The sequence below is a fragment of the Streptomyces vastus genome, from assembly GCF_039532825.1.
GTDB classification, from domain to species: Bacteria; Actinomycetota; Actinomycetes; order Streptomycetales; family Streptomycetaceae; genus Streptomyces; species Streptomyces vastus.
The window spans coordinates 21291-43246 of record NZ_BAAASJ010000081.1; the positions used below are offsets into that span (position 1 = coordinate 21291).

The following is a 21956-nucleotide window of genomic DNA, read 5'->3' on the forward strand; positions in this document are numbered from 1 at the left end:
GCCGCAAGGTGTTACGGGTGCGTCATCCCCAGGACATCCAGCGCCTCGTCCAGCTGCTCGAGCGTGAGATCGCCGCGGTCGACGTACCCGGACTCCAGGACGACCTGGCGGATCGTCTTGCGCTCGGAGAGGGACTTTTTGGCCACCTTCGCGGCCTGCTCGTAGCCGATGTACTTGTTGAGCGGCGTCACCACGGACGGCGACGACTCGGCGTACTCGCGGGCCCGTTCGCGGTTCGCGGTGATCCCGTCCACGGTCCGGTCGGCGAGCAGCCGGGAGACGTTCGCAAGGAGGCGTACGGACTCCAGGACGTTCTTCGCGATGACCGGGAGCATCACATTGAGCTCGAAGTTCCCGGCCGCGCCCGCCGCGGCGACGGTGGCGTCGTTTCCGGTCACCTGCGCGGCGACCATGAGGACGGCCTCGGGAATGACCGGATTCACCTTGCCCGGCATGATCGACGAACCGGGCTGGAGATCGGGGAGTGCGATCTCGGCCAGTCCCGTACGCGGCCCCGAGGCCATCCAGCGCAGATCATTCGCGATCTTGGTCAGCCCGACCGCGATCGTCCGCAGCTGCCCGCTCGTCTCGACGATCCCGTCCCGCGCCCCCTGCGCCTCGAAGTGGTTGCGCGCCTCGGTGAGCGGCAGCCCGGTGGCCCGGGCGACCTCGGCGATGACGGCGGCGGAGAACCCGGGCGGGGTGTTGATGCCGGTGCCCACGGCCGTTCCGCCCAGCGGCAGTTCGGCGAGCCGTGGCAGAGAGGCGCTGAGCCGCTCGATCCCGTACCGCACCTGGGCCGCGTACCCCCCGAACTCCTGGCCCAGCGTCACGGGCGTCGCGTCCATCAGATGCGTACGCCCCGACTTCACGACGTCGGCGAACTCCTCGGCCTTCCGCTCCAGTGAACCGGCCAGGTGCTCCAGGGCGGGGACGAGGTCGCGGGTGACGGCGGCGGTGGCGGCGATGTGGATGGAGGAGGGGAAGACGTCGTTGGACGACTGGGACGCGTTCACGTGGTCGTTGGGGTGTACGTCCCTGCCGAGCCGTTCGCTCGCGAGGGTGGCGACGACCTCGTTGGTGTTCATGTTGGACGAGGTGCCGGATCCGGTCTGGAAGACGTCCACCGGGAAGTGCTCGTCCCAGCGCCCCTCGGCGACTTCGCCGGCCGCGTCCTGGATCGCCTCGGCGACGTCCTTGTCGAGAACCCCCAACTCGGCGTTCACCTGGGCGGCCGCCGCCTTGATCTGGGCCAGTGCCTCGATGTGGGCGCGCTCCAAGCGCCGGCCGGAGATCGGGAAGTTCTCGACGGCACGCTGGGTCTGGGCCCGCCACTTGGCGTCCGCGGGGACCTGGACCTCGCCCATGGAGTCGTGCTCGATGCGGTAGTCGGTCATGCGGGGTATAGCGCCCCCGCCGCCCCTGCCCATTCCCGTCCCTGGGGCTCCGCCCCTGGACCCCGCTGGGGCTGCGCCCCGACCCCATCGGCCTGAACGGCCTCGTCCTCAAACTCCCCCAGCTACCGCCGGGAGGTGCCCCCAGACGGGCTGATTGATGCCGGCCTGCGCTGACAAGGTTCGGCCGCGCAGAGGGAGTCCGTCGGGCGGAAAATCAGCCCGTCCGGCGTTTGAGGACCGGGGGTCCGGGGGCTGGCCCCCGAATCGAGGTCCGGGGCGGAGCCCCGAAGGGGGTCTGGCGTAGCCCCCAGCGGGGTCCAGGGGCCGGCCCCGGGACGGGACGGGTAGGGGCGGCGGGGGCGAAAACACCTAGCCCAGCCCCGGCCCCCGCACGGGAATCGACGTGAACGTAGGAGCCGGCGCCGGGTCCTTGAAGAAGTCGTTGCCCTTGTCGTCGACCACGATGAACGCCGGGAAGTCCTCGACCTCGATCTTCCAGACCGCCTCCATGCCGAGCTCCTCGTACTCGACGACCTCGACCTTCTTGATGCAGTCCTGGGCGAGCCGGGCCGCCGGGCCGCCGATGGAGCCGAGGTAGAAGCCGCCGTGGGTGCCGCACGCGTCGGTGACCTGCTGCGAACGGTTCCCCTTCGCCAGCATCACCTTGGAGCCGCCCGCCGCCTGGAACTGTTCGACGTAGGAGTCCATGCGCCCCGCGGTCGTCGGGCCGAAGGAACCCGACGCGTAACCCTCCGGCGTCTTGGCCGGACCCGCGTAGTACACGGGGTGATCCTTCAGGTACTGCGGCATGTCCTCGCCCGCGTCAAGCCGCTCCTTGATCTTGGCGTGCGCGATATCGCGCGCCACGACGAGCGGACCGGTGAGCGAGAGCCGGGTCTTCACCGGGTACTTGGTGAGTTCCGCGAGGATCTCGTCCATCGGCCGATTGAGGTCGATCTTGACGACGTTCCCCTCTTCAGAGAGGTGCTCGTCCGTCGTCTCGGGCAGGAAGCGCGCCGGGTCCGTCTCCAGCTGCTCCAGGAAGACGCCCTCCGCCGTGATCTTCGCGGTCGCCTGACGGTCGGCCGAACAGGAGACGGCGATCGCCACCGGACAGGACGCACCGTGCCGGGGGAGGCGGACGACGCGTACGTCATGGCAGAAGTACTTGCCACCGAACTGTGCCCCGATCCCGATCCGCTGCGTCAGCTCGAAGACCTTCTGCTCCAGCTCCTTGTCCCGGAAGCCGTGGCCGAGCGGCGAGCCCTCCGCCGGGATCTCGTCCAGGTAGTGCGCGGAGGCGTACTTCGCGGTCTTCAGGGCGTACTCGGCGCTCGTACCGCCGACAACTATGGCGAGGTGGTACGGGGGACAAGCGGCCGTACCCAGCGAACGGATCTTCTCCTCCAGGAACTTCATCATGGAGGCCTCGTTCAGGACGGCCTTCGTCTCCTGGTAGAGGAACGACTTGTTGGCGCTTCCGCCGCCCTTCGCCATGAACAGGAACTTGTAGGCGCCGCCGTCCGTCGCGTACAACTCGATCTGCGCCGGCAGGTTCGAGCCGGTGTTCTTCTCCTCCCACATGGTGAGAGGGGCCATCTGCGAGTAGCGCAGGTTGAGGTTCAGGTAGGCGTCGTAGATGCCACGGGACAGCGCCTTCTCGTCCTCACCTTCGGTGAGGACGTTCTGCCCGCGCTTGCCCATGACGATCGCCGTGCCGGTGTCCTGGCACATCGGCAGCACGCCCGCGGCCGCGATGTTCGCGTTCTTCAGGAGGTCCAGCGCCACGAACTTGTCGTTCGACGACGCCTCGGGGTCGTCGATGATGCGGCGCAGCTGGGCGAGGTGGGCCGGCCGCAGATAGTGCTGGATGTCGTGGACGGCCTCCTCGGCGAGCTTGCGCAGCGCCTGAGGCTCGACCTTGAGGAATGTGCGCCCGTCGGCCTCGAAGGTGGAGACACCCTCGGAGGTCACCAGCCGGTACGGGGTGGTGTCCTCTCCCTGGGGGAGCAGATCGGTGTACGCGAACTCAGGCATCTCGCCCATTCCTCACTCGACAGACAGCGGCTGGCCTCCGTTGGCAGCGCCCACCAGCGTAGAACCTGCGTCGGACGGCGAGCTTGTGAGGTAAGGCTCAGTTCGTCGCCCACACCCCTAGTCGCGATCTATCGCGTTTGGGTACGCTGCTGCCGTGGACCTTCAGAAGCGCCCCACCCAGGAACCGCCGTCTCCGGCCGAGCTGCGCGCCTCCGACGCCGACCGCGACCGCACCGCCGACATCCTGCGCGACGCTCTCGCCGAGGGACGCCTGACCGCGGAGGAGCACGCCGAGCGGGTCGAGGGGGCGCTGGCCGCCAAGACCGTCGGTGAACTCGAGCCGCTGGTCCGCGACCTGCCCGGCGAGCACCGGACGCGAGCGACAGGCACGTATCAGCCGCCGCCCAACCACCCCACTCCGGGCGCGATACCCATGGTCGCCGACGAGAACGTGGTGGCGGTGCTGAGCTCCGCGACCCGCAAGGGCCGCTGGCGAATAGGCCGCCGCACACATGCGTACGCCATTTTCGGCAGCATCGAGATAGACCTCAGCGAGGCGATCTTCGAGCACCGGCAGGTCGTCATCAAGGCCGTCTCGGTCTTCGGCAGCGTGGAGATCCGCGTCCCGGAGAACGTCTCGCTGCGGGGCAGCGGCGGCGGTGTTCTCGGCAGTTTCGAGGTGCGCACGCTGGATTCGGGCGAGCGGGACGCACCCGTGGTTTATGTGGACGGACTTGCCCTATTGGGAAGCATTGAGGCAAAACCCAAGCGCGGCAAGCTGGTTGAGGACCTTCTGGACCGGTTCGGTGACCGGGTGAACGACAAGTTGCGCAAACACCTGGGTCATTGACGGTCGCGAATTCGAGGGCGGCTCGGCGGCAGTGCGGCGGCGCTTCGGCGGCAAGCGGAGCGATCTGATCCGCTCGTACCCGCTCGGACCTGCGAAGAACTCCCGTGCTTCGGAACTCAGTGCATAGGCGCGCGCACAGCGGGTAGGCCTTGTCGCATCGTCGCTCGCTCCCGAAGCCGTCGTCAGGAGTAGACCGTGCTGCATCCGCCGCATCAGTCCCTGCAGGTCGCTGCCGTTCCGCCCCAGGGGGTTCCGGTGCGTGAGAGGGACCAGGACGCCCCGTGGCATACGGAGGCCGTGTGCCGCCGCGACGAGGCCGGGCTGTTCTTCGCACCCTCAAAAGAGCCCACAGCGGCCCGGCTGTCCCGCGAGGACGCGGCGAAGCGGGTCTGCGCACGCTGCCCGGTGATGGTCCAGTGCCGCGAACACGCACTGCTGCAACCCGAGCCGTACGGAGTATGGGGCGGCCTCACCGCCGCCGAGCGCCGCGTGGTCCTGGCCCGACGCCGCCGCCGCGACCTCGAACTCAAGAAGGCGGCTCGCTCCACGGCGGGACAGATAGCGGCGGCTGGATAGTCAGGCATGAGAATGGGGCGCCCCTCCGCACAAGGGGGCGCCCCATTCGCGTACGTACGACGTTCAGGTACGTACGACTTCTACTTCGCCCGGTCGAAGTCGATCGTGCTGTAAGCGCGCAGCTTGCTCAGCCGGTGCTCGGAGCTGATCTGGCGGACGGTGCCGGACTTGGAGCGCATGACGATGGAGTCGGTCGTCGCCGTCTCGGCGCGGTAGCGCACGCCGCGCAGCAGCTCGCCGTCGGTGATGCCGGTCGCGACGAAGAAGACGTTCTCGCCGGCGACCAGGTCGTCGGTGAACAGGACGCGGTCGAGATCGTGGCCCGCGTCGACGGCCCGCTGCCTCTCCTCGTCGTCCTTGGGCCAGAGCTTTCCCTGGATGGTGCCGCCCAGGCACTTGACCGCGCAGGCCGAGATGATGCCCTCCGGCGTACCGCCGATGCCCAGCAGCAGATCGATGCCGGTGCCCTCGCGCAGGGCGAGAATCGAGCCCGCTACATCGCCGTCGGAGATCAGCTTGATGCGTGCGCCGGTCTCCCGGATCTCCTTGATGATGCCCTCGTGCCGTGGCCGGTCGAGGATGACGACGGTGACGTCCTCGGGCGTGGACCGCTTGGCCTTGGCGACCCGGCGGATGTTCACGGACACCGGGGAGTTGATGTCGACGAAATCGGCGGCCTCGGGGCCGGTGACCAGCTTGTCCATGTAGAAGACGGCGGACGGGTCGAACATGGTGCCGCGGTCGGCGGCGGCCAGCACGGCGATCGCGTTCGTCATGCCCTTCGCGGTCAGCGTGGTGCCGTCGATCGGGTCGACGGCGATATCGCATTCGGGGCCCGTCCCGTCACCGACGCGCTCCCCGTTGAACAGCATCGGGGCCTCGTCCTTCTCGCCCTCCCCGATGACGACGACGCCGTTCATCGAGACGGTGGAGACGAGGGTGCGCATGGCGCGTACGGCGGCGCCGTCGGCGCCGTTCTTGTCACCGCGGCCGACCCAGCGGCCCGCGGCCATAGCGGCGGCTTCGGTGACCCGGACGAGCTCCAGGGCGAGGTTGCGGTCGGGGGCCTCGGACGGGACCTCGAGTTCGGAAGGCAAGTGATGCTCGGTCATCGGAGCGCACCTTTCTGATACGACGACGGCCGGATGAGGGTGTGGCTGACTCTATCCTCAGTCCGACAAAATGAGCAGGGCCCCCCACGGATGAGCAGACCAGTACACCTGCGACGATGAAGGGCGTGGCAGGTATGAAAGGCAAGCAGTCGGTCCGGGACATGGTGCTCTCCCTGGGCCTGATCGGAATCGTTGCAGGAGTCATCTACGTCTTCATTCCCCATGACGAGTCCGAGCCTCCGCTCAAGCGGGTGGACTATCGCGTGGAGCTCCTCACGGCACGCCGCGCGGCCACCTATCCCGTGGCGGCCCCCGAGGGCCTGTCCAAGGAGTGGAAGGCGACGTCGGTGCGGTTCGAGGGCGACAACTTCGACGCCTGGCACCTCGGCTTCCACGATCCCGACGGTGAGTACGTGGCCGTCGAGCAGTCCACTCAGAAGCCCTCGACGTTCATCGAGGAGGCCGGCCAGGGCGCCGAGGAGACGGATGTCACTGAGCGCATCGGCGAGCGGACCTGGACGCGGTACGAGGGCCAGAAGTACGACGCGCTCGTCCTGCGGGAGAAGGGCTCCACGACGGTGGTGACGGGAACGGCGTCGTTCGGGCAGCTGACGAAGATGGCCGAGGCGCTGAAGATGTCCTGAGGGATTACGTCGAAGATCTCCCGAAGGTTACTCGGAGTCGTCAGCTGCATCTTTGGTCGCATCGGCGGCCGACGACTCCGCCTCCTCCTCGGCCAGCGCCGCGTCCAGCCGCTTGCGCGCCCCGTCCAGCCAGCGGCGGCACACCTTGGCGAGTTCCTCGCCGCGCTCCCAGAGGGCCAGGGACTCCTCGAGCGTCGTGCCGCCCGCCTCCAGGCGGCGTACGACCTCGATCAGCTCGTCCCGCGCCTGCTCGTACCCGAGCGCCTCGTCCACTTTGCTGGTCATGCGCCCCACCCTATGCATCCACTCGGACTGTGCTGTGCTGTCCCGGGGGACAAACCCCGGACCCCCGGCAGGACCGGGAACGGGCCCATGCTGTTCAGTCGGCCCGGATCACCGTGAACTCACCCTCGGCGACCCGCGCCCGCAGCGGCTCCTCGGCCGTCACCTCGTCCGGGGCCCGGACCACGTGGCCGTCGGTCTTCTGCAGGACCGCATAGCCGCGCCGGAGGGTCGCGGCGGGGGAGAGGCCCACCACGCGCGCGTGCGTGTGCGACAGCTCCGAATCGGCACGGTCGAGGAGGTGCCCGAGGCAGCGCCGGGCGCGGTCGAGCAGTGCGGAAACCTGGTCCTCGCGCTCGTCGATCATGCGGTGCGGATCCTCTATCGAGGGCCGGGCCAGCGCGTGCGCAAGCCCGCGCTCCTCCCGCTCGATGAAGGACAGGACGCTGCGCCGAGCCCGGTCCTGAAGGAACCGCACCCGTTCGTACTCCTCGCCGACGTCCGGCACGACCTTCTTGGCCGCGTCGGTGGGCGTGGACGCGCGCAGGTCGGCCGCGTAGTCGAGCAGCGGGTTGTCCGGCTCGTGCCCGATCGCCGAGACCACGGGCGTACGGCAGGACACGACGGCCCGTACGAGCTGCTCGTCCGAGAACGGGAGCAGGTCCTCCACGCTGCCGCCGCCGCGCGCCACGATGATCACGTCCACGTCGTCGAGCGCGTCCAGCTCCTTCACGGCCTGGATGACCTGGGGCACCGCGTGCACGCCCTGCACGGCGACGTTGCGCACTTCGAAGCGGACGGCGGGCCAGCGGTGCCGTGCGTTCTCCAGCACGTCCCGCTCGGCGGCGGAGGCCCGCCCGCAGACGAGGCCGATGAGCTGCGGGAGGAACGGCAGCGCCTTCTTGCGCTCGGGCGCGAACAGGCCCTCGCTCGCCAGGGCCTTCTTCAACTGCTCCAGGCGGGCGAGCAGTTCACCCACGCCCACCGGCTTTATCTCGGCGGCCCGGAGGGAGAGCTGGCCCCTGGGCGCGTACCACTCCGGCTTCGCGTGGACCACCACGCGCGCGCCCTCGCTCACCACGTCGGCCACCGCGTCGAACACCTGCCGATAGCAGGTGACGCTCACGGAAATGTCGTACGACGGATCGCGCAACGTCATGAAGACGACGCCCGCGCCCGGCCGCCGCGACAACTGGGTGATCTGCCCCTCGACCCACACGGCACCGAGCCGGTCGATCCACCCCCCGATGAGCCGCGACACCTCACCGACGGGCAGCGGGGCGTCCGCGGACGTGTTCAGAGCCATGCGCCCGAGAGTAACGGCCGGGTCCGACAATGCGGGCGCCTCCGGCGGTTGAGCGGGGTGCGTGCGGCTTCGTCGTGGGTCGGGGCCGCGACGGGGGTGTCCGTCCTCGGTCTGGCGCGGGATCGGTCGGCTGGTAGAGGTTGCCCGTGTTGGCGCGCCATCCGTTGCGGGCGGACACCCCCGCCCCGTCCCCTTCCCGCGGTGGGCGGCCGCGGGTCCATGGGGGTACGCGTCCACCCTCCGGCTGTGGGGCGGGCCGTACGAGGGCCGGGACGACGACCTTCGGTGCGCCCCCGTCTGTCCACAACGGCGATCTTCGGCCCGCCGGGCGGGCCCTTACGATGGTTGGCATGACTGCTTCGACTGGCCGCCGTGTCCTGCTTGCCGCCCCCCGGGGCTACTGCGCGGGTGTGGACCGCGCCGTGATCGCCGTCGAGAAGGCCCTGGAGCAGTACGGGGCCCCGATCTATGTCCGTCACGAGATCGTCCACAACAAGTACGTCGTGCAGACCCTGGAAAAGAAGGGTGCGATTTTCGTCGAGCAGACGGCGGAGGTCCCCGAGGGGTCGATCGTCATGTTCTCGGCCCACGGCGTCGCGCCCGTCGTCCACGAGGAGGCCGCCCAGGGCAAGCTCGCCACCATCGACGCGACCTGCCCGCTGGTCACCAAGGTGCACAAGGAAGCCGTCCGGTTCGCCCAGGACGACTTCGACATCCTCCTGATCGGTCACGAGGGCCACGAGGAGGTCATCGGCACGTCCGGTGAGGCGCCCGACCACATCACGCTCGTCGACGGCCCCGAGGATGTCGCCAACGTCGAGGTCCGCGACCCCTCCAAGGTCGTCTGGCTCTCCCAGACCACCCTCTCCGTGGACGAGACCATGGAGACGGTCGACGCCCTCAAGGAGAAGTTCCCGCAGCTCATCGCCCCGCCCAGCGACGACATCTGCTACGCAACGCAGAACCGTCAGCTCGCCGTGAAGCAGATGGGCGCCGATTCCGACCTGGTCATCGTGGTCGGCTCGCGCAACTCCTCGAACTCCAAGCGCCTGGTGGAGGTCGCCAAGCTCGCGGGCGCGCGTGAGGCGTACCTCGTGGACTTCGCGGACGAGATCGACGAGGCCTGGCTGGAGGGTGTCACGACGGTCGGTGTCACCTCGGGCGCGTCCGTGCCGGAGGTACTGGTCGAGCAGGTTCTGGAGTTCCTCTCCATGCGCGGCTTCGAGGACGTCGAGCTCGTCAAGGCCGCCGAGGAGTCCATCACCTTCTCGCTGCCCAAGGAGCTGCGCCGCGACCTGCGCGCGGAGGCGGCGGAACTGGTGGCGGAGCGCACGGCCGAAAAGCAGCCGGAAGGTACGGCCGAGAAGTGACTGTCAGTCGTACGTCGTAACGTGGGCCCATGCAGATCTTCGGCGTGGACATCGGTGGATCCGGGATCAAGGGCGCTCCCGTGGACCTGGATCGGGGTGACCTCGCGGCTGAGCGCCACAAGGTCCTCACCCCGCACCCCTCGACCCCGGACGCGGTGGCCGACGGTGTGAAGGAGGTCGTCGGCCACTTCGGCTGGACGGGCCCGGTAGGGGTCACGTTCCCGGGTGTGGTCACCGGCGGCGCCACCATCCGTACGGCCGCCAATGTGGACAAGGGCTGGGTCGACGTCGACGCGCGGGTGCTGCTCAGCGAGCGGCTCGGCGGACTACCGGTGACGATCCTGAACGACGCGGACGCGGCGGGCGTGGCCGAAATGCGTTTCGGTGCGGGCCGCGATCGTCAGGGCACGGTCATCGTCCTCACCTTCGGTACGGGCATAGGCAGCGCACTCTTCATCGACGGCATCCTCGTGCCGAACACTGAGCTGGGCCACCTCGAACTGCACGGCCACGACGCCGAGAAGCACGCCTCGACCAAGGCCAAGGACGACCTCGAGCTGAGCTGGGGGCACTGGGCCGGGCGCGTCCAGAAGTATCTCGCGCATGTGGAGATGCTCTTCTCGCCCGAGCTCTTCATCATCGGGGGCGGCGTCAGCCGCAAGTCGCACAAGTTCCTGCCGCTGATCGAGGGCATCAAGGCTGAGATCGTCCCGGCGCAGCTGCAGAACAACGCGGGGATCGTTGGGGCGGCCATGCGGGCGGCGAAGGCGGGGTAGCGGCGGGGGCCCCGGCGTCTCGTACGACGAGTGGAGGTCCGTCTCGTACGACTGTGGAGGGCCCGTCTCATACGACTCTGGAGTGGCCAGTACGGGACGGCGGGCGGGCCGGCTGTTGCGGGGAGACGGGTCTTCCGGCCTCAGACCTCGCCTCAGGCCGTGCGGCGTCCCGGCTGAGCCTGCGCCCTGGCCTGGGCCGGGCGCCTCTTCTGGGCCGGAGGCCGGGGGGATTGGGCCGCCGCCCGGCGCTGTGCCGCCCGCCGGCTCATGAGGCGGATCTTGCGGACGGTCACGATGAGGCCGGCGATCAGCGTGCCGCCGTACAGCCAGCCCGCGTGCATCGCGAGGGCGGTGAACAGGCCCATCAGCCCGCCCCAGAACCCTCCGTCGCTGTCGGCGATGGGCAGCAGCCCGAAGGCGAACGCGATGGGCACGGCGACCGGCGCCGTCACCAGGTCGGCCCGGCGCACCCAGATCGCGGTGAGCGCGCAGACCGGCAGGAACAACACCCCGTAGACGACGAGGGACGACCCGAACAGCAGCCGGTCGAGAAGGGCGAGCGCGAACATCGTCGCGACGCAGAACAGACCGCTGCCGAGTCCGGTGAGCCGAGGGTTCGGCATCCTACGTACGGCCAGTACCAGCGGGGACACGGGCAGCGGGCTCCGGGGAACGCCGGGCCGGTCCTGCTGGGTCGTACGGGCTCCGCCGCGCCCGGCCTGCGGGGGAACGGGTGGGCTGCTCCGCGGCCCGGGCCGGGGCTGGGGCCGGGACTGAGGGGGACGCGTCCTGTGTTGCTCCACTGGTCCAACTTAGGTCGGTTTATGTGTGGAATGGCTGCCGGGACACGCGCTTTGATCGACCTTGGCCATGCGTTCGATACGTCGCCGGTCCGGGGATCGGCACGCCGTAGACTGGTGGACCGGTCCGCCCGGGTCTCCTCCAACCTCAGTTACGGGAAGTCGCAACGTGTCGCTCACGATCGGAATCGTCGGTCTGCCGAATGTCGGCAAGTCGACCCTGTTCAACGCCCTGACCAAGAACGACGTGCTGGCGGCCAACTACCCGTTCGCCACGATCGAGCCGAACGTCGGCGTGGTCGGCGTCCCCGACGCCCGGCTGGCGAAGCTGGCCGAGATCTTCGGTTCGCAGAAGATCCTCCCCGCCACCGTCGACTTCGTCGACATCGCGGGCATCGTGCGCGGCGCGAGCGAGGGCGAGGGACTGGGCAACAAGTTCCTGGCGAACATCCGTGAGTCCGACGCGATCTGCCAGGTCATCCGTGCCTTCAGGGACGAGGACGTCGTACACGTCGACGGCAAGATCTCGCCGAAGGACGACATCGAGACGATCAACACCGAGTTGATCCTCGCGGACCTGCAGACGATCGAGAAGGTCCTGCCGCGCCTGCAGAAGGAGTCGCGGATCAAGAAGGACGTCGCGCCGAAGGTGGCCGCGGTCGAGGCGGCCAAGGAGATCCTGGACGCCGGTCAGACCCTGTTCGCGGCGGGCATCAAGCAGGACTCGGACCAGGAGGCCCTCCTCCACGACCTGCACCTGCTGACCACCAAGCCGTTCCTGTACGTCTTCAATGTCGACGAGGACGAACTGACCGACGAGACCTTCAAGGCCGAGCAGCGCGCCCTGGTCGCCCCCGGCGAGGCGATCTTCCTCAACGCCAAGCTGGAGGCGGACCTCGCCGAACTCGACGAGGAGGACGCCCTGGAACTCCTCCAGTCCGTCGGCGCCGAAGAACCCGGCCTCGCCACACTCGCCCGAGTCGGCTTCAACACCCTCGGCCTCCAGACCTACCTCACGGCCGGCCCCAAAGAATCCCGCGCCTGGACCATCAAGAAGGGCGCCACGGCCCCCGAGGCGGCCGGCGTCATCCACACCGACTTCCAGAAGGGCTTCATCAAGGCGGAGATCATCTCCTTCGAGGACCTGGTGGAGATGGGCTCGGTCGCCGAGGCGCGCGCCAAGGGGAAGGCGCGTATGGAGGGCAAGGAGTATGTGATGCGGGACGGGGATGTGGTGGAGTTCCGGCACGGAGGAACCTCTGGAAGCGGGAAGAAGTAGTCCCCCGCAGGAGAGAACGATGGCCCACGAATCCTCTGAACCTTGACGAGGCCGGCGAATGGGCTGGCCTGTGGTGGCTGCCGGACGACCCTGACGAGCAGGTCCCGGGCGTGCTCCGGTACGACCCCGAGAGCGGCCTCTCGCTCTCGTTGATCGGCGCGTTCGCGGACCGCATCACGTCGAACCCTGCTCCTGGGGTGACCGCGTACCACGAGGGCACCGTCCGACGCGAGCCGCGGCACCTCCCGCGCATCCGCGGATCCGGTGCTCCAGGCCTGCTCGAAGCCCTCGTAGATCCAAAGCGCCTTGCCCAGCTCCTCCTGCGCGAGGACCGTGAGCGAGCGGGCCCGGCCGAACGATCCCCGCTCGAGCAGGGCGTGGGCGTCCGCGATCAGCCCGGACGCGCCCTCGCTCCGTGATCGAGCGGATGGAGCGCTACGGCAACGGCGAACTCGACCTGGAGTTCCGACAGATCGCCATCACCGCCGATGACGTCCGCTCCGGCCAGCTCACCACCCACGACGTCAACATCCGCGATGTCAACTTCGCCCGCTACCACGAGAGTGCGACGGGCCGACCCGTAGGGCTGGGTAGTTGAGCAGGGCGGTGTTCCGAGTCTGCGCTATTGGGGGATGGTGAGCAGGATGCGGCCGTGGCCACCGCCGGCGTCGACGTGGTCGTGGGCCTTGGCGATGTCGTCCAGCGGGTGACGGTCGCGGACGTCGACGGTGAGGGCGCCGACGGCGGCGGCGGAGGTGAGGTCGCGGGCGGCCTGGCGCTTGGCCTCGGCGGGGAAGTCGTCGCTGCCGAGTAGCCGCAGGGTGACGTTGTTGAACAGCAGGGGCCAGAAGGGGATCTCGGTGCGGTCCGTGAGGGTGGCGTAGGCGGCGATGACGGCGTTGTTGGCGGCGACGGCGTTGTCGAGGTCGGCGTTGTCGGACAGCGCGACCTCGATGATCCGGTCGACGCCCCGCGGCGCGTACGCGCGGATGGCTGTGGCGGGGTCGCCGGTGTCCAGGGCGATGGCGTGGGCGACGGCCGGGTCGACGTGGTCGAGGTCCGCGGTTCGGCGGACGGTGGCGATCACGGTGGCGCCGGCCCAGTGGGCGAGCTGGGCCGCCAGGGAGCCGACGCCGCCGAGAACTCCGTGGACCAGAACCAGTTGGCCGTCGACCGGGCCGTCGGCGAAGACGGTGCGGTGGGCGGTGATGCCGGGGATACCGAGGCTCGCGCCCAGCTCGTCACTGAGGTGGTCGGGCAGGGGTGCGGCCTGGTGGTCGGGTACGACGGTGTACTGGGCGGCCGTGCCGAAGGGGCGGTAGGACTGGGCGCCGTATACCCAGACCCGTTGTCCGACGCGGTGGGCGTCGACTTGGGCGCCCACCGCGTCGATGACTCCGGCGGCGTCGCTGTGCGGGATCACTTGTGGGAAGGGCATGGACGAGCCGAGCCAGCCGCGCCGTTTCTTGGTGTCGCCGGGGTTGACGCCCGAGACGGTGACGCGGACGCGGACCTCGCCGGGGCCGGGGACGGGATCAGGGAGTTCGCCGACGTGCAGGACATCGGCGGCGGGTCCCTGGTCGTCGTACCAGGATGCAAGCATGGGGGTACCTCCGTGGGCAGTCAGCTCGCGGGAGCGGCGGGCGCATGTGGATCGCTGTCGGTGCATGCGGTGTCGAATGCGGGCGGTTCCTCGCCGAGGGTCTCGCGCAGCCAGGTCCGTTCGGCGCGGCTGGTGGCGCGGGCGGTGAGCAGCATGCCCCGCCGGTAGGGGTCGGGGATCTCCTCGGCACGCAGGGGCCGCTCGCTGTCGTAGAAGAAGCTCGCCGGTTCTTCCAGGAACTCCAGCCGTCTGCGCAGCACCGCGTGCTGTTCGGCCACGTCGGGCAGGTGGGAGAGGAAGGCCAGGACGACGTAGAACCGGGTGAAGTCGGTGATCTCGTGGTCGGCGGGCTTGCGCAGGCGCTGAAGCATGTCGGCCCGTCCGGCCGCGGTCAGGCTGAGCACGTACCGGGCTGCCCCCGCGGCCGGGTCTGCGCGCCGCTCGATCAAGCCCGCCCTGGTCAGACGATTGATCGCCGGATACAGGCTGCCGTCACTGACCGGCCGCGTATAGCCGGTCAGCTGTGAGACGCGGCGGCGCAGCTCGTGTCCGGGCAGGGGGCCCTCGGCGAGGAAGCCGAGTATCGCGAGTTCCAGCATGAGTCCATCTTCGCACGCGTAACATCGAATCGATGTGAACATCGATTCGATGTTACGCTCGCAGGTACCCGCTCAAACGTCTCTGGAGAGGCACAGCAAGATGCCGTCGCAGTCCACCGAGTCAGTGATGAACCGCTTCGTCGAGTTCATCAACACGGGCAACGAGGATCTCGCCCGCGAGGTCATTTCTCCGGACGCGGTGTTCCACGCGCCGAGCCACCCGGAACCACTGCGGGGGCCCGGTGGGTACTTGGAAGTCATCGGGATGATGCGCAGCGCCTTCCCCGACGTCCAGTGGACGCTGGAGGAGACGGTCGCCGAAGGCGACACCGTGGCCGCGCGGTTCACCATGCGAGGAACCCACGACGGTGAATTCTTCGGGATCCCGGCGAGCGGCAACAAGATCTCGGTGCAGGCCATGAACTTCTACTACCTGGCCGACGGCCGGATCGTCGGCGAACGGGGCCAGCCCGATCTCCTCGGGGTGATGCAGCAGATCGGTGCCCTACCGGCGCCGTGAACCTCGTAGCGCCGGGTGAGCCTTCTGCCGCGCGGGATTGCCGCTGCCGGGAGGGGCCCGTACGGCGCGGTGGCAGAGGGCGAAGGCCCGCACCGGAGCGCGGGCGACCGGCGCGGGTTCACCGCAAGAGGCCGGTCTTCTTCTTGATCCGGCGTCTTCGCGCAGACAGCGCCCGTTGCGGCGAGAGCTTTACACCTTGTCACCGCTGACGTGACCGAGCCGGTACGGAACTGCTCGCTCTACGGCGAATACTGCAACCATCGAATACCGACAGTCCACCAGTGTCTTCGAAGACGAGGCCCGGTTCTCCATGACGCCGCCGGTCGCCCGCACCTGGGGCCGGCCTGGTTTTCACATCACCGACCCCGCCCTGAAAACCTCAGTAACTGCGCCAGCAACCAGACGGGACACCAAGCAACGAAGGTCCGACAAGCCCAGTGGTCACACCTCTTCGGAATCGGTTTCGAGCTGGGTCGTCTGGGCCCGCAACCATGCCGTCAGTTGGCGGACGCGTACGTCTTGCTCGGGTGGTTGACGACTGAGGAGGTGGTAGCTGGTGCCGTCGGGGACGAAACCAAAGGGTGCGACGAGTTGTCCCCGCTCCAAGTCGTCGCGGACGACGGCATACGGGGCGATCGCGACCCCGACGCCGGCCGCGGCAGCCTGGAGAGTCAGGTAGAAGTGCTCCAGGGTCTGCTGGGAGGCGGGCTCTGCTTTCATGCCGGTGATGCGTCGCCAGTCGTCCCACGCCTGCGGCCGCGTACCGGTATGGAGAAGGGCGGCCCCCGTGAGGCCGGCGGCGCCGGTCAGGCGGGCCGCGAGATCGGGCCGGCAGACGGGTCCGATCCGCTCTGCGAACAAGCGGGTCCGGCTCACCTTTTCGGGAAACGGGAAGTCGTCTCGGCGGATCGCGAGGTCGATGTTGTCGCGCTCGAAGAAGACGGGGCCGCCGCCTGCGGAGAGGTGGACGGTGATGTCCGGCGCGTTCACGGCCAGATCGGGCAGCCGGGGAATGAGCCACCGCATCAGGAGTGTGGGCTCGCACGAGAGGGTGAGCGGTCCTGCGGGTGTGCGCTGTGAGATCTGCCGGGCGGCCGCATCGATCTGATCGAGTGCGTCTCTGACGACGGCCGCCAGCTGGCGCGCCTGCAGGGTCGGGCGCAGGGCGCGTGTCTGCCGCTCGAACAGCGATATCCCAAGGGACCGCTCCAGGTTCTGGACCTGTCGGCTCACCGCGCCGTGCGTCACATGCAGCTCCTGCGCCGCCGCGGTCATGCTCGCGTGCCGAACGGTCGCTTCGAAGGGCAGCAGAGTATTCAGAGGAGGCAGACCCGACCATCGCATACGTGAATTTTACTCACAGGTCTCGTGAGAATGAATCGCTTGTCCAGCTCTTTTGCCTGCCTGACTATTGATCCAGTCACGGAAACGCTGACCAATGGAGAGGTGGGGCATGACATTCCGCAACGACGAGCGGTCGGGCATCGCCATCCTGGCGGATGACCTCACCAGCGCCGGGGACGGTGCCGCGCCGTTCCGCCGGGCCGGGCACGACGCCCGGATCCTGCTCTCCGCCCCGGCAGCGGTGCCGCAGCACACCACGGGCGTGAGTGCGGTCGACCTTGGAAGCCGGGTGCTGGACGAGGAGGCCGCCACTAGGCGTACGTGGCGGGCGGCGCGCCTGTTCGCCGACTCCGGGCTGCTCTTGAAAACGGTGGATTCCACCTTGCGCGGTCATGTCGCGGCAGAGGTCCGGGCTGCATGGGCGGGATCGCGGAGGCGGGCCGTCGTCATTGCTCCTGCCTTCCCCGCGGAGGGCAGGGTGACGGTGGAGGGAGTCCAGTATGTGCGGGGCGTGCCGGTCCACGAGAGCGACTTCGCACGCGATCCGGTACATCCCGTGCGGTGCTCGGACCTCACCGTGTTGTTCCCGGAGGCCGTTCTCAGTCAGCCGGACCGGGCGGCCGAGCTGCCCGAACTGATCGGGAACGGTGACCTGATCGTCTACTCCGCAGCGGGTGATGACGACCTCGACCGCCTGGTGGCAGCGGTGCCGCGCCTCGACGAAGTGTTGTGGGTCGGCTCCCCGGGGCTGGCGGCCGCCCTGGCCCGAAGGTGCGCACGCGCTGCCGGCAGCGCTACTTCGGTGCCTGCGCCCGCCCGACGTCCGCTGATCGTGGTCGGCAGTGCCAACCCGGCGACACGGCGGCAGTTGGCCGCGCTCCACGCCCGGGCGGATGTCCAAGGGATCACCGTCAGCGGCGATCCGGCCACGGCAGTGGAGACGTTGCGCGGCCTGACGGCCCCCGTTCTCACCCTGCAGACACCCGAAGAACGCCGCGCGCCACAGACCGCGCGAGCACTCGCCCGCTCGCTGGCAGCAGTCGTCCAGGCTCTCACCGAAGAGCACACGATCGACGCGCTCATCGTCACCGGGGGAGAAACGGCCGCGACCGTGCTCCAGACCCTCGGTGCCACCGGCATCGGCCTGCTGGACGAACCCGAACCCGGCGTCGCCCGCGGAACGCTGCTCGGGCAGCTCCCCCTCCCCGTGCTGATCAAGGCGGGCGGCTTCGGCGACGACGCCATGCTCCTGCGCCTGTGCCACCTCATCCGACATCCCCTCGACCCAGGAGAGCACGCATGACCCCGATCGCCATCACCATGGGCGACCCCTGCGGAATCGGCCCCGAGATCACCCTCAAGGCGTGTGCCGATCCCCGGCGCACCGTGCCCGTCGTTGTCATCGGCGACGTGGGCGTCCTCGCCCGCGCCGACCGGGTCGCCGGAACCCGTCTCACCCTTCGCCCCGTCGCATCCGTCGATCAGGCGGCGTTCGCGCCCGGCACGGTGGACGTCCTCACCGAGGACGGCCTTCCGGCCGACCTGCGCTGGGGCACGCTCGACGCCCGCGCGGGAGCGGCGTCCTTCCAGTACGTCCGCCGCGGTATCCAGCTCGCCCTGGCAGGCGAGGTACGGGCCCTGGTGACCGCGCCGATCAACAAGGAAGCACTGCGCATGTCCGGCGTCCCCTACCCCGGGCACACCGAGATCCTCGCCGACCTGTCCGGCACCAAGGACTACGCGATGATGATGGCCACCGACGAGCTGCGGACCGTCCTGGTCACCGTGCACCAGTCCCTGCGCACCGCGATCGACGCGATCACCACCGCCCGCGAACTCGACATCATCCGCCTCACCCACCGCACACTCCAGCGCGGCGGCCTGCCCGCCCCGCGCATCGCCGTCGCCGGCCTCAACCCCCACGCAGGGGAGAACGGCCTGTTCGGCCGCGAGGACCTGGACATCATCACCCCCGCCATCCAGGCCGCGCAGAGCGAAGGCATCCAGGCCAGCGGACCCTGGCCCGCCGACACCGTCTTCATGCGAGCCCGCGCCGGAGCCTTCGACGCCGTGGTCGCCCAGTACCACGACCAGGGCCTGATCCCCGTCAAGTACCTCGGGATCGAACACGGCGTCAACATCACCATCGGCCTGCCCTTCGTCCGCACCAGCGTCGACCACGGCACCGCCTTCGACATCGCAGGTCTGGGCACGGCCGACCACACCAGCCTGCTCACCGCCCTGCGCCACGCCGACCGCCTGTCCTCAGGGCCACCGGCCCGCCCCTGACCACCGACTCACACCAACCCGGAACACAAACCGGAACAGAAAGCCGAAGGACACCGTGGACTTCATCTTCATGCTCACCCGCGACGACCGCACCGTCACCGACTGCCTCGAGGTCCTCGACACCATCAAGGACCTCGGCATCACCCACATCGGATTCAAGGACATCGGCGTCGACCGCGACACCCTCGCCCAGCTGCACGCCCGCATCAAGGACATGGGTGCCACCACCTACCTCGAAGTCGTCAGCACCGACCGGGAGCAGGCCCTTGCCTCCGTACGGACGGCCACCGAACTCGGCGTCGACTGGCTGATGGGCGGCACCTGGATCGAGGAGACCCTCGATCTCCTGCAGGGCACGGCCATCGGCTACCTGCCCTTCGCCGGAGAACCCCTCGGGCACCCCACCCGCCTCGCCGGAAACCCGGACCGCATCGCCGATGACTGCCGACGGGCGGAAGCCGCGGGCTGCGCCGGCATTGACCTTCTCGCCTATCGCGCCACCGATGCCGACCCCCTCGACCTGGTCCGCGCCGCCCGCGGCGCCACCACCGGCCGCCTGGTCGTCGCCGGCTCCATCACCAGTACCGACCAGATACAGGCACTCGCATCAGCTGGAGCCGACGCCTTCACCATCGGATCCGCCGCCTTCGACGGCTCCCTTCAGCCCAACACAGGAACCATCCGATCCCAACTGGCCCCCGTGGTCGGCCTGTAGCGAGAGCCGCCCCCGGGAGCCCAGAAGAAGCGACCAAGCAAGGTCACGGGCGGGGTGAGGTCGAGTCACACGGCCATCGGCTGGCTCTCTTGACTCCTCCCTAAGCCGCTGTCACTCTGTGCCGAATACCAGCACGATGTACCACATTGTGGCACGACGGAAGGGTCCGGGGGCTGGGGTGGATCCCCGAACCCGGGACGAATGCGAGCGTTGGGGCCCCAAGGGCGCGCCCCCTCCAAGTCGCTACCAAGCATCCTCACGCTCGGGACCCGGCTTGCGGCCCCGGCGATACGAAAGGAAACCCCCGTGTCAGCTGCCAGGAAGCGCGTCGCCGTGGTCGGCGTGGGAACGATGGGCAGCCAGGCCGCCTGGCGGCTGGCGGCCCGGGGCGCCGAGGTCGTTGGCTACGACCGGTTCGCCCCCGGCCACGACCGCAGTGCCGCGGGCGGTGAGACCCGGGTCTTCCGCAGTGTGCAGACCCACGACGGCCGCTATGTGCCGCTCGTCCGGCACGCCGACGCCCTCTGGAAGCAGTTGCAGGCGGAGACCGGACGGGAACTGCGCCGCCTGACCGGAGCCCTGGTCATGGGGCCGGCCGACCACCCCGAGATGCGTACCGTCATGGACGGCATCGCCGAGCACGGCCTCGACCACGAGGTGATCGACGCCGAGGCGATGGCCAAGCGCTTCCCACAGTTCCGCGTCGGCGAAGGCGACCTGGTCGTCCTCGACTCCCACGCGGGCTTCATCCGCCCCGAGCTGACGGTCCAGACCGCAGCCCGGCGCGCCGAGGAACTGGGCGCCCAAATCCGCCGCTACACCCCGGTGCGGGAAGTCACTCCCGTCCCCGGGGCAGGCGTGGAGATCCGCACCGACACCGACACCGAGCGCTTCGACGCCGCGGTGGTCACCCTCGGCCCGTGGGTGGGCGACCTGCTGCCCGACCTGCCGTGGGAAGTGAGCGTCTACCGCGCGATCAGCGCCTGGTTCCTGCCCCACGAGCACCACCCGGCAGACGCCGAGCGTCCCGCCTTCATCCGCTGCGGCGACATCCCCTTCTACGGCATCCCGTCCCCGGACGGCCTGACCGTCAAGCTCGGCCTGCCCCAGCCCCACCACAAGCCCGTGGACGACCCGAACCGGCTGAACCGGACCGTCGCACCGGAGGAACTGGAGTCCTTCACCACGGCGGTGCGGCGCCACCTGCCCGGCCTGAACCCCGATCCGGTGCGCCTGTCCGTCTTCATGGACGGCTACACCGACAGCACCCGGCCGCTGGTCGGCCCCCTGCCGGGCTGCGACGACATCGTCCTGCTGGCCGGCTTCTCCGGCCAGGGCTTCAAGCTCTCGCCCGCCATGGGCGACATCGCCGCGGACCTCGCCCTGGAAGGCCGCACCTCCCAGCCGATCGACTTCATCACCACAAACGGCCGCACCGCGGCCTGAGCCCGAACGAGGAAAGCCATGACGCTGACCATCGGCCCGCTGCGGGCCGAGCCCGGCCAGAAAACCCGCGGGAGCCTGCCCGCCGACCTCGGCGCCACGACAGTGGAGGTGCCCCTGATCCTCGTCAACGGATCCCGACCCGGCCCCCGGGTGGTGATCACCGGTGGCGTCCACGGCGGCGAGTTCATCGGCGTCGCCGCCGCCACCCGCCTGGCCGGGCTGCTGGAACCGGACGAGGTCGCCGGCCAGGTGGTGATCTGCCCCGTGGCCAACCCCCCGGCCGTCTACGGGGGCAGGCTCAACATCTCCCCGCTGGACGGCGTGAACATCAACCGCGTGTTCCCCGGCGACAAGGACGGCGGCCCCACCGACCGGATGGCAGCCTGGCTGTTCGAGCACCTGATCGACGGCGCCGACTCCTACGTGGACCTGCACAGCGGCGGCATCGACCAGCATCTGCTCGACTTCGTCGGCTACCGGCTGACCTCCGACGACGAGCTGGGTGGGAAGATCAAGGCGATGGCCCACGCGGTCGGATACGAGCGAGTCATCTTCGGCACCAGCCCGGACGGCGGCAACAGCCACGCCGCGGCGAACCGGCAGGGTGTCCCCGCGATCCTCGTCGAGACCGGGCAACTCGGCGACCGTGACCCCGCCACCGTGCGCAGGCTGCTCGACGCGCTGTACCGGCTGCTGCACCACCTCGGCGTCATCGAGGCGCCGCAGCACCTCGCACCGGTGACCGTGCAGCCGCGCGACTGGATCTGGACCGGCGAGGTCGAGTCTGCGGTCGCAGGCCTCTGGTACCCGGACGCGGCCACCGGTGACGAGGTGACCGAGGGGCAGAGCATCGGCCGCATCATCGACCCGGTCGACGGCGCCGAGCACAAGGTCGCCGCCGTCTCCACCGGAACGATCATCTACTGCATGAACGGGCTCTCCGTCCGCCCCGGCACGCACCTCGCCGCCATCGCCAGCCCCCACGACTGACGGGCTTCCTACCCGCCCACT

At 69.3% G+C, this 21956-nt stretch carries 22 protein-coding genes and 3 pseudogenes; 15 read left to right on the forward strand and 10 right to left on the reverse strand.

Annotated elements, in window-relative coordinates; genetic code table 11:
* Positions 1–11: 11 nt before the first annotated feature.
* Together ABD357_RS29105 and ABD357_RS29110 are read right to left on the reverse strand one after the other, a co-directional pair.
* Entirely contained in the window at positions 12–1397 is a 1386-nt protein-coding gene (locus tag ABD357_RS29105) for a class II fumarate hydratase (protein ID WP_344393996.1), read from the reverse strand.
* Positions 1398–1766: 369 nt separating this feature from the next.
* Positions 1767–3434, reverse strand: coding sequence for a fumarate hydratase (locus ABD357_RS29110; RefSeq protein ID WP_344393997.1), 1668 nt, complete (start codon positions 3432–3434; stop codon positions 1767–1769).
* A 154-nt stretch (positions 3435–3588) separates the two neighbouring features.
* Here ABD357_RS29110 and ABD357_RS29115 point away from each other — a divergent pair, with 154 nt between their 5' ends.
* Both ABD357_RS29115 and ABD357_RS29120 read left to right on the forward strand, forming a co-directional pair.
* Positions 3589–4284: a DUF1707 SHOCT-like domain-containing protein gene (locus ABD357_RS29115; protein ID WP_344393998.1), complete on the forward strand. Its 696-nt coding sequence runs from the start codon at positions 3589–3591 to the stop codon at positions 4282–4284.
* A 195-nt stretch (positions 4285–4479) separates the two neighbouring features.
* Positions 4480–4860 carry a WhiB family transcriptional regulator gene (locus ABD357_RS29120; protein WP_344393999.1) on the forward strand — a complete coding sequence of 127 codons (381 nt, stop codon included), beginning with the start codon at positions 4480–4482 and terminating at the stop codon, positions 4858–4860.
* A gap of 80 nt (positions 4861–4940) precedes the next feature.
* Here ABD357_RS29120 and glpX read toward each other — a convergent pair whose 3' ends face one another.
* Positions 4941–5972 carry a class II fructose-bisphosphatase gene (gene glpX / locus ABD357_RS29125; RefSeq protein ID WP_344394000.1) on the reverse strand — a complete coding sequence of 344 codons (1032 nt, stop codon included), beginning with the start codon at positions 5970–5972 and terminating at the stop codon, positions 4941–4943.
* A gap of 125 nt (positions 5973–6097) precedes the next feature.
* On the opposite strand from glpX, the gene ABD357_RS29130 reads away from it, so the two are divergent.
* Positions 6098–6616, forward strand: coding sequence for a DUF4245 domain-containing protein (locus ABD357_RS29130; RefSeq protein WP_344394001.1), 519 nt, complete (start codon positions 6098–6100; stop codon positions 6614–6616).
* Between the two features lie 27 nt (positions 6617–6643).
* On the opposite strand, the gene ABD357_RS29135 is transcribed toward ABD357_RS29130, so the two are convergent.
* Together ABD357_RS29135 and xseA are read right to left on the reverse strand one after the other, a co-directional pair.
* On the reverse strand, positions 6644–6901 hold the full coding sequence (locus ABD357_RS29135) for an exodeoxyribonuclease VII small subunit (RefSeq protein WP_344394002.1): 258 nt from the start codon (positions 6899–6901) through the stop codon (positions 6644–6646).
* Between the two features lie 94 nt (positions 6902–6995).
* A complete protein-coding gene (xseA, locus tag ABD357_RS29140; RefSeq protein WP_344394003.1) occupies positions 6996–8204 on the reverse strand; it encodes an exodeoxyribonuclease VII large subunit in 1209 nt (402 codons plus the stop codon).
* A 341-nt stretch (positions 8205–8545) separates the two neighbouring features.
* On the opposite strand from xseA, the gene ABD357_RS29145 reads away from it, so the two are divergent.
* A complete protein-coding gene (locus ABD357_RS29145) occupies positions 8546–9574 on the forward strand; it encodes a 4-hydroxy-3-methylbut-2-enyl diphosphate reductase (RefSeq protein WP_344394004.1) in 1029 nt (342 codons plus the stop codon).
* A gap of 29 nt (positions 9575–9603) precedes the next feature.
* Entirely contained in the window at positions 9604–10350 is a 747-nt protein-coding gene (ppgK, locus tag ABD357_RS29150; protein ID WP_344394005.1) for a polyphosphate--glucose phosphotransferase, read from the forward strand.
* 152 nt (positions 10351–10502) lie between these two features.
* On the opposite strand, the gene ABD357_RS29155 is transcribed toward ppgK, so the two are convergent.
* Positions 10503–10973, reverse strand: a complete 471-nt coding sequence (locus ABD357_RS29155; protein ID WP_344394006.1) for a DUF6542 domain-containing protein — start codon at positions 10971–10973, stop codon at positions 10503–10505.
* Positions 10974–11319: 346 nt separating this feature from the next.
* Between ABD357_RS29155 and ychF the strand changes: the two genes are divergently transcribed.
* Together ychF and ABD357_RS29165 are read left to right on the forward strand one after the other, a co-directional pair.
* Positions 11320–12429, forward strand: a complete 1110-nt coding sequence (gene ychF / locus ABD357_RS29160; RefSeq protein ID WP_344394007.1) for a redox-regulated ATPase YchF — start codon at positions 11320–11322, stop codon at positions 12427–12429.
* 68 nt (positions 12430–12497) lie between these two features.
* Positions 12498–12671, forward strand: a pseudogene (locus tag ABD357_RS29165) (ApeA N-terminal domain 1-containing protein); the annotation flags it as partial.
* 57 nt (positions 12672–12728) lie between these two features.
* Here ABD357_RS29165 and ABD357_RS29170 read toward each other — a convergent pair.
* Positions 12729–12824 (reverse strand): annotated as a pseudogene (locus ABD357_RS29170) (AbiV family abortive infection protein); the annotation flags it as partial.
* A gap of 20 nt (positions 12825–12844) precedes the next feature.
* Here ABD357_RS29170 and ABD357_RS29175 point away from each other — a divergent pair.
* Positions 12845–13027, forward strand: coding sequence for a hypothetical protein (locus ABD357_RS29175; protein WP_344394008.1), 183 nt, complete (start codon positions 12845–12847; stop codon positions 13025–13027).
* A gap of 24 nt (positions 13028–13051) precedes the next feature.
* On the opposite strand, the gene ABD357_RS29180 is transcribed toward ABD357_RS29175, so the two are convergent.
* Positions 13052–14032, reverse strand: a complete 981-nt coding sequence (locus ABD357_RS29180) for an NADPH:quinone reductase (protein ID WP_344394009.1) — start codon at positions 14030–14032, stop codon at positions 13052–13054.
* A 20-nt stretch (positions 14033–14052) separates the two neighbouring features.
* Positions 14053–14631, reverse strand: a complete 579-nt coding sequence (locus ABD357_RS29185) for a PadR family transcriptional regulator (RefSeq protein WP_344394010.1) — start codon at positions 14629–14631, stop codon at positions 14053–14055.
* A 127-nt stretch (positions 14632–14758) separates the two neighbouring features.
* Here ABD357_RS29185 and ABD357_RS29190 point away from each other — a divergent pair, with 127 nt between their 5' ends.
* Both ABD357_RS29190 and ABD357_RS44865 read left to right on the forward strand, forming a co-directional pair.
* The gene (locus ABD357_RS29190) at positions 14759–15151 is read left to right on the forward strand and encodes an ester cyclase (protein WP_344394011.1); all 393 of its coding nucleotides are present in this window, start codon (positions 14759–14761) and stop codon (positions 15149–15151) included.
* A 280-nt stretch (positions 15152–15431) separates the two neighbouring features.
* Positions 15432–15500 (forward strand): annotated as a pseudogene (locus ABD357_RS44865) (transposase); the annotation flags it as partial.
* A 92-nt stretch (positions 15501–15592) separates the two neighbouring features.
* Here ABD357_RS44865 and ABD357_RS29195 read toward each other — a convergent pair.
* Positions 15593–16495, reverse strand: coding sequence for a LysR substrate-binding domain-containing protein (locus ABD357_RS29195; RefSeq protein ID WP_344394012.1), 903 nt, complete (start codon positions 16493–16495; stop codon positions 15593–15595).
* Between the two features lie 109 nt (positions 16496–16604).
* On the opposite strand from ABD357_RS29195, the gene ABD357_RS29200 reads away from it, so the two are divergent.
* The 5 genes from ABD357_RS29200 to ABD357_RS29220 all read left to right on the forward strand — a co-directional run bounded on the left by ABD357_RS29200 (position 16605) and on the right by ABD357_RS29220 (position 21935).
* Entirely contained in the window at positions 16605–17798 is a 1194-nt protein-coding gene (locus tag ABD357_RS29200) for a four-carbon acid sugar kinase family protein (protein WP_344394013.1), read from the forward strand.
* Positions 17795–18784 (forward strand): 4-hydroxythreonine-4-phosphate dehydrogenase PdxA, encoded by a 990-nt coding sequence (pdxA, locus tag ABD357_RS29205; protein WP_344394014.1) that lies wholly within the window; start codon positions 17795–17797, stop codon positions 18782–18784. The genes ABD357_RS29200 and pdxA overlap by 4 nt, the downstream gene beginning before the upstream one ends.
* A gap of 55 nt (positions 18785–18839) precedes the next feature.
* Positions 18840–19499 (forward strand): HisA/HisF-related TIM barrel protein, encoded by a 660-nt coding sequence (locus ABD357_RS29210; RefSeq protein ID WP_344394015.1) that lies wholly within the window; start codon positions 18840–18842, stop codon positions 19497–19499.
* Between the two features lie 306 nt (positions 19500–19805).
* Complete coding sequence (gene solA / locus ABD357_RS29215; RefSeq protein ID WP_344394016.1) at positions 19806–20945, forward strand: N-methyl-L-tryptophan oxidase; 1140 nt, start codon at positions 19806–19808, stop codon at positions 20943–20945.
* An 18-nt stretch (positions 20946–20963) separates the two neighbouring features.
* Positions 20964–21935: a succinylglutamate desuccinylase/aspartoacylase family protein gene (locus ABD357_RS29220; protein WP_344394017.1), complete on the forward strand. Its 972-nt coding sequence runs from the start codon at positions 20964–20966 to the stop codon at positions 21933–21935.
* The last annotated feature ends 21 nt before the right edge of the window (positions 21936–21956 follow it).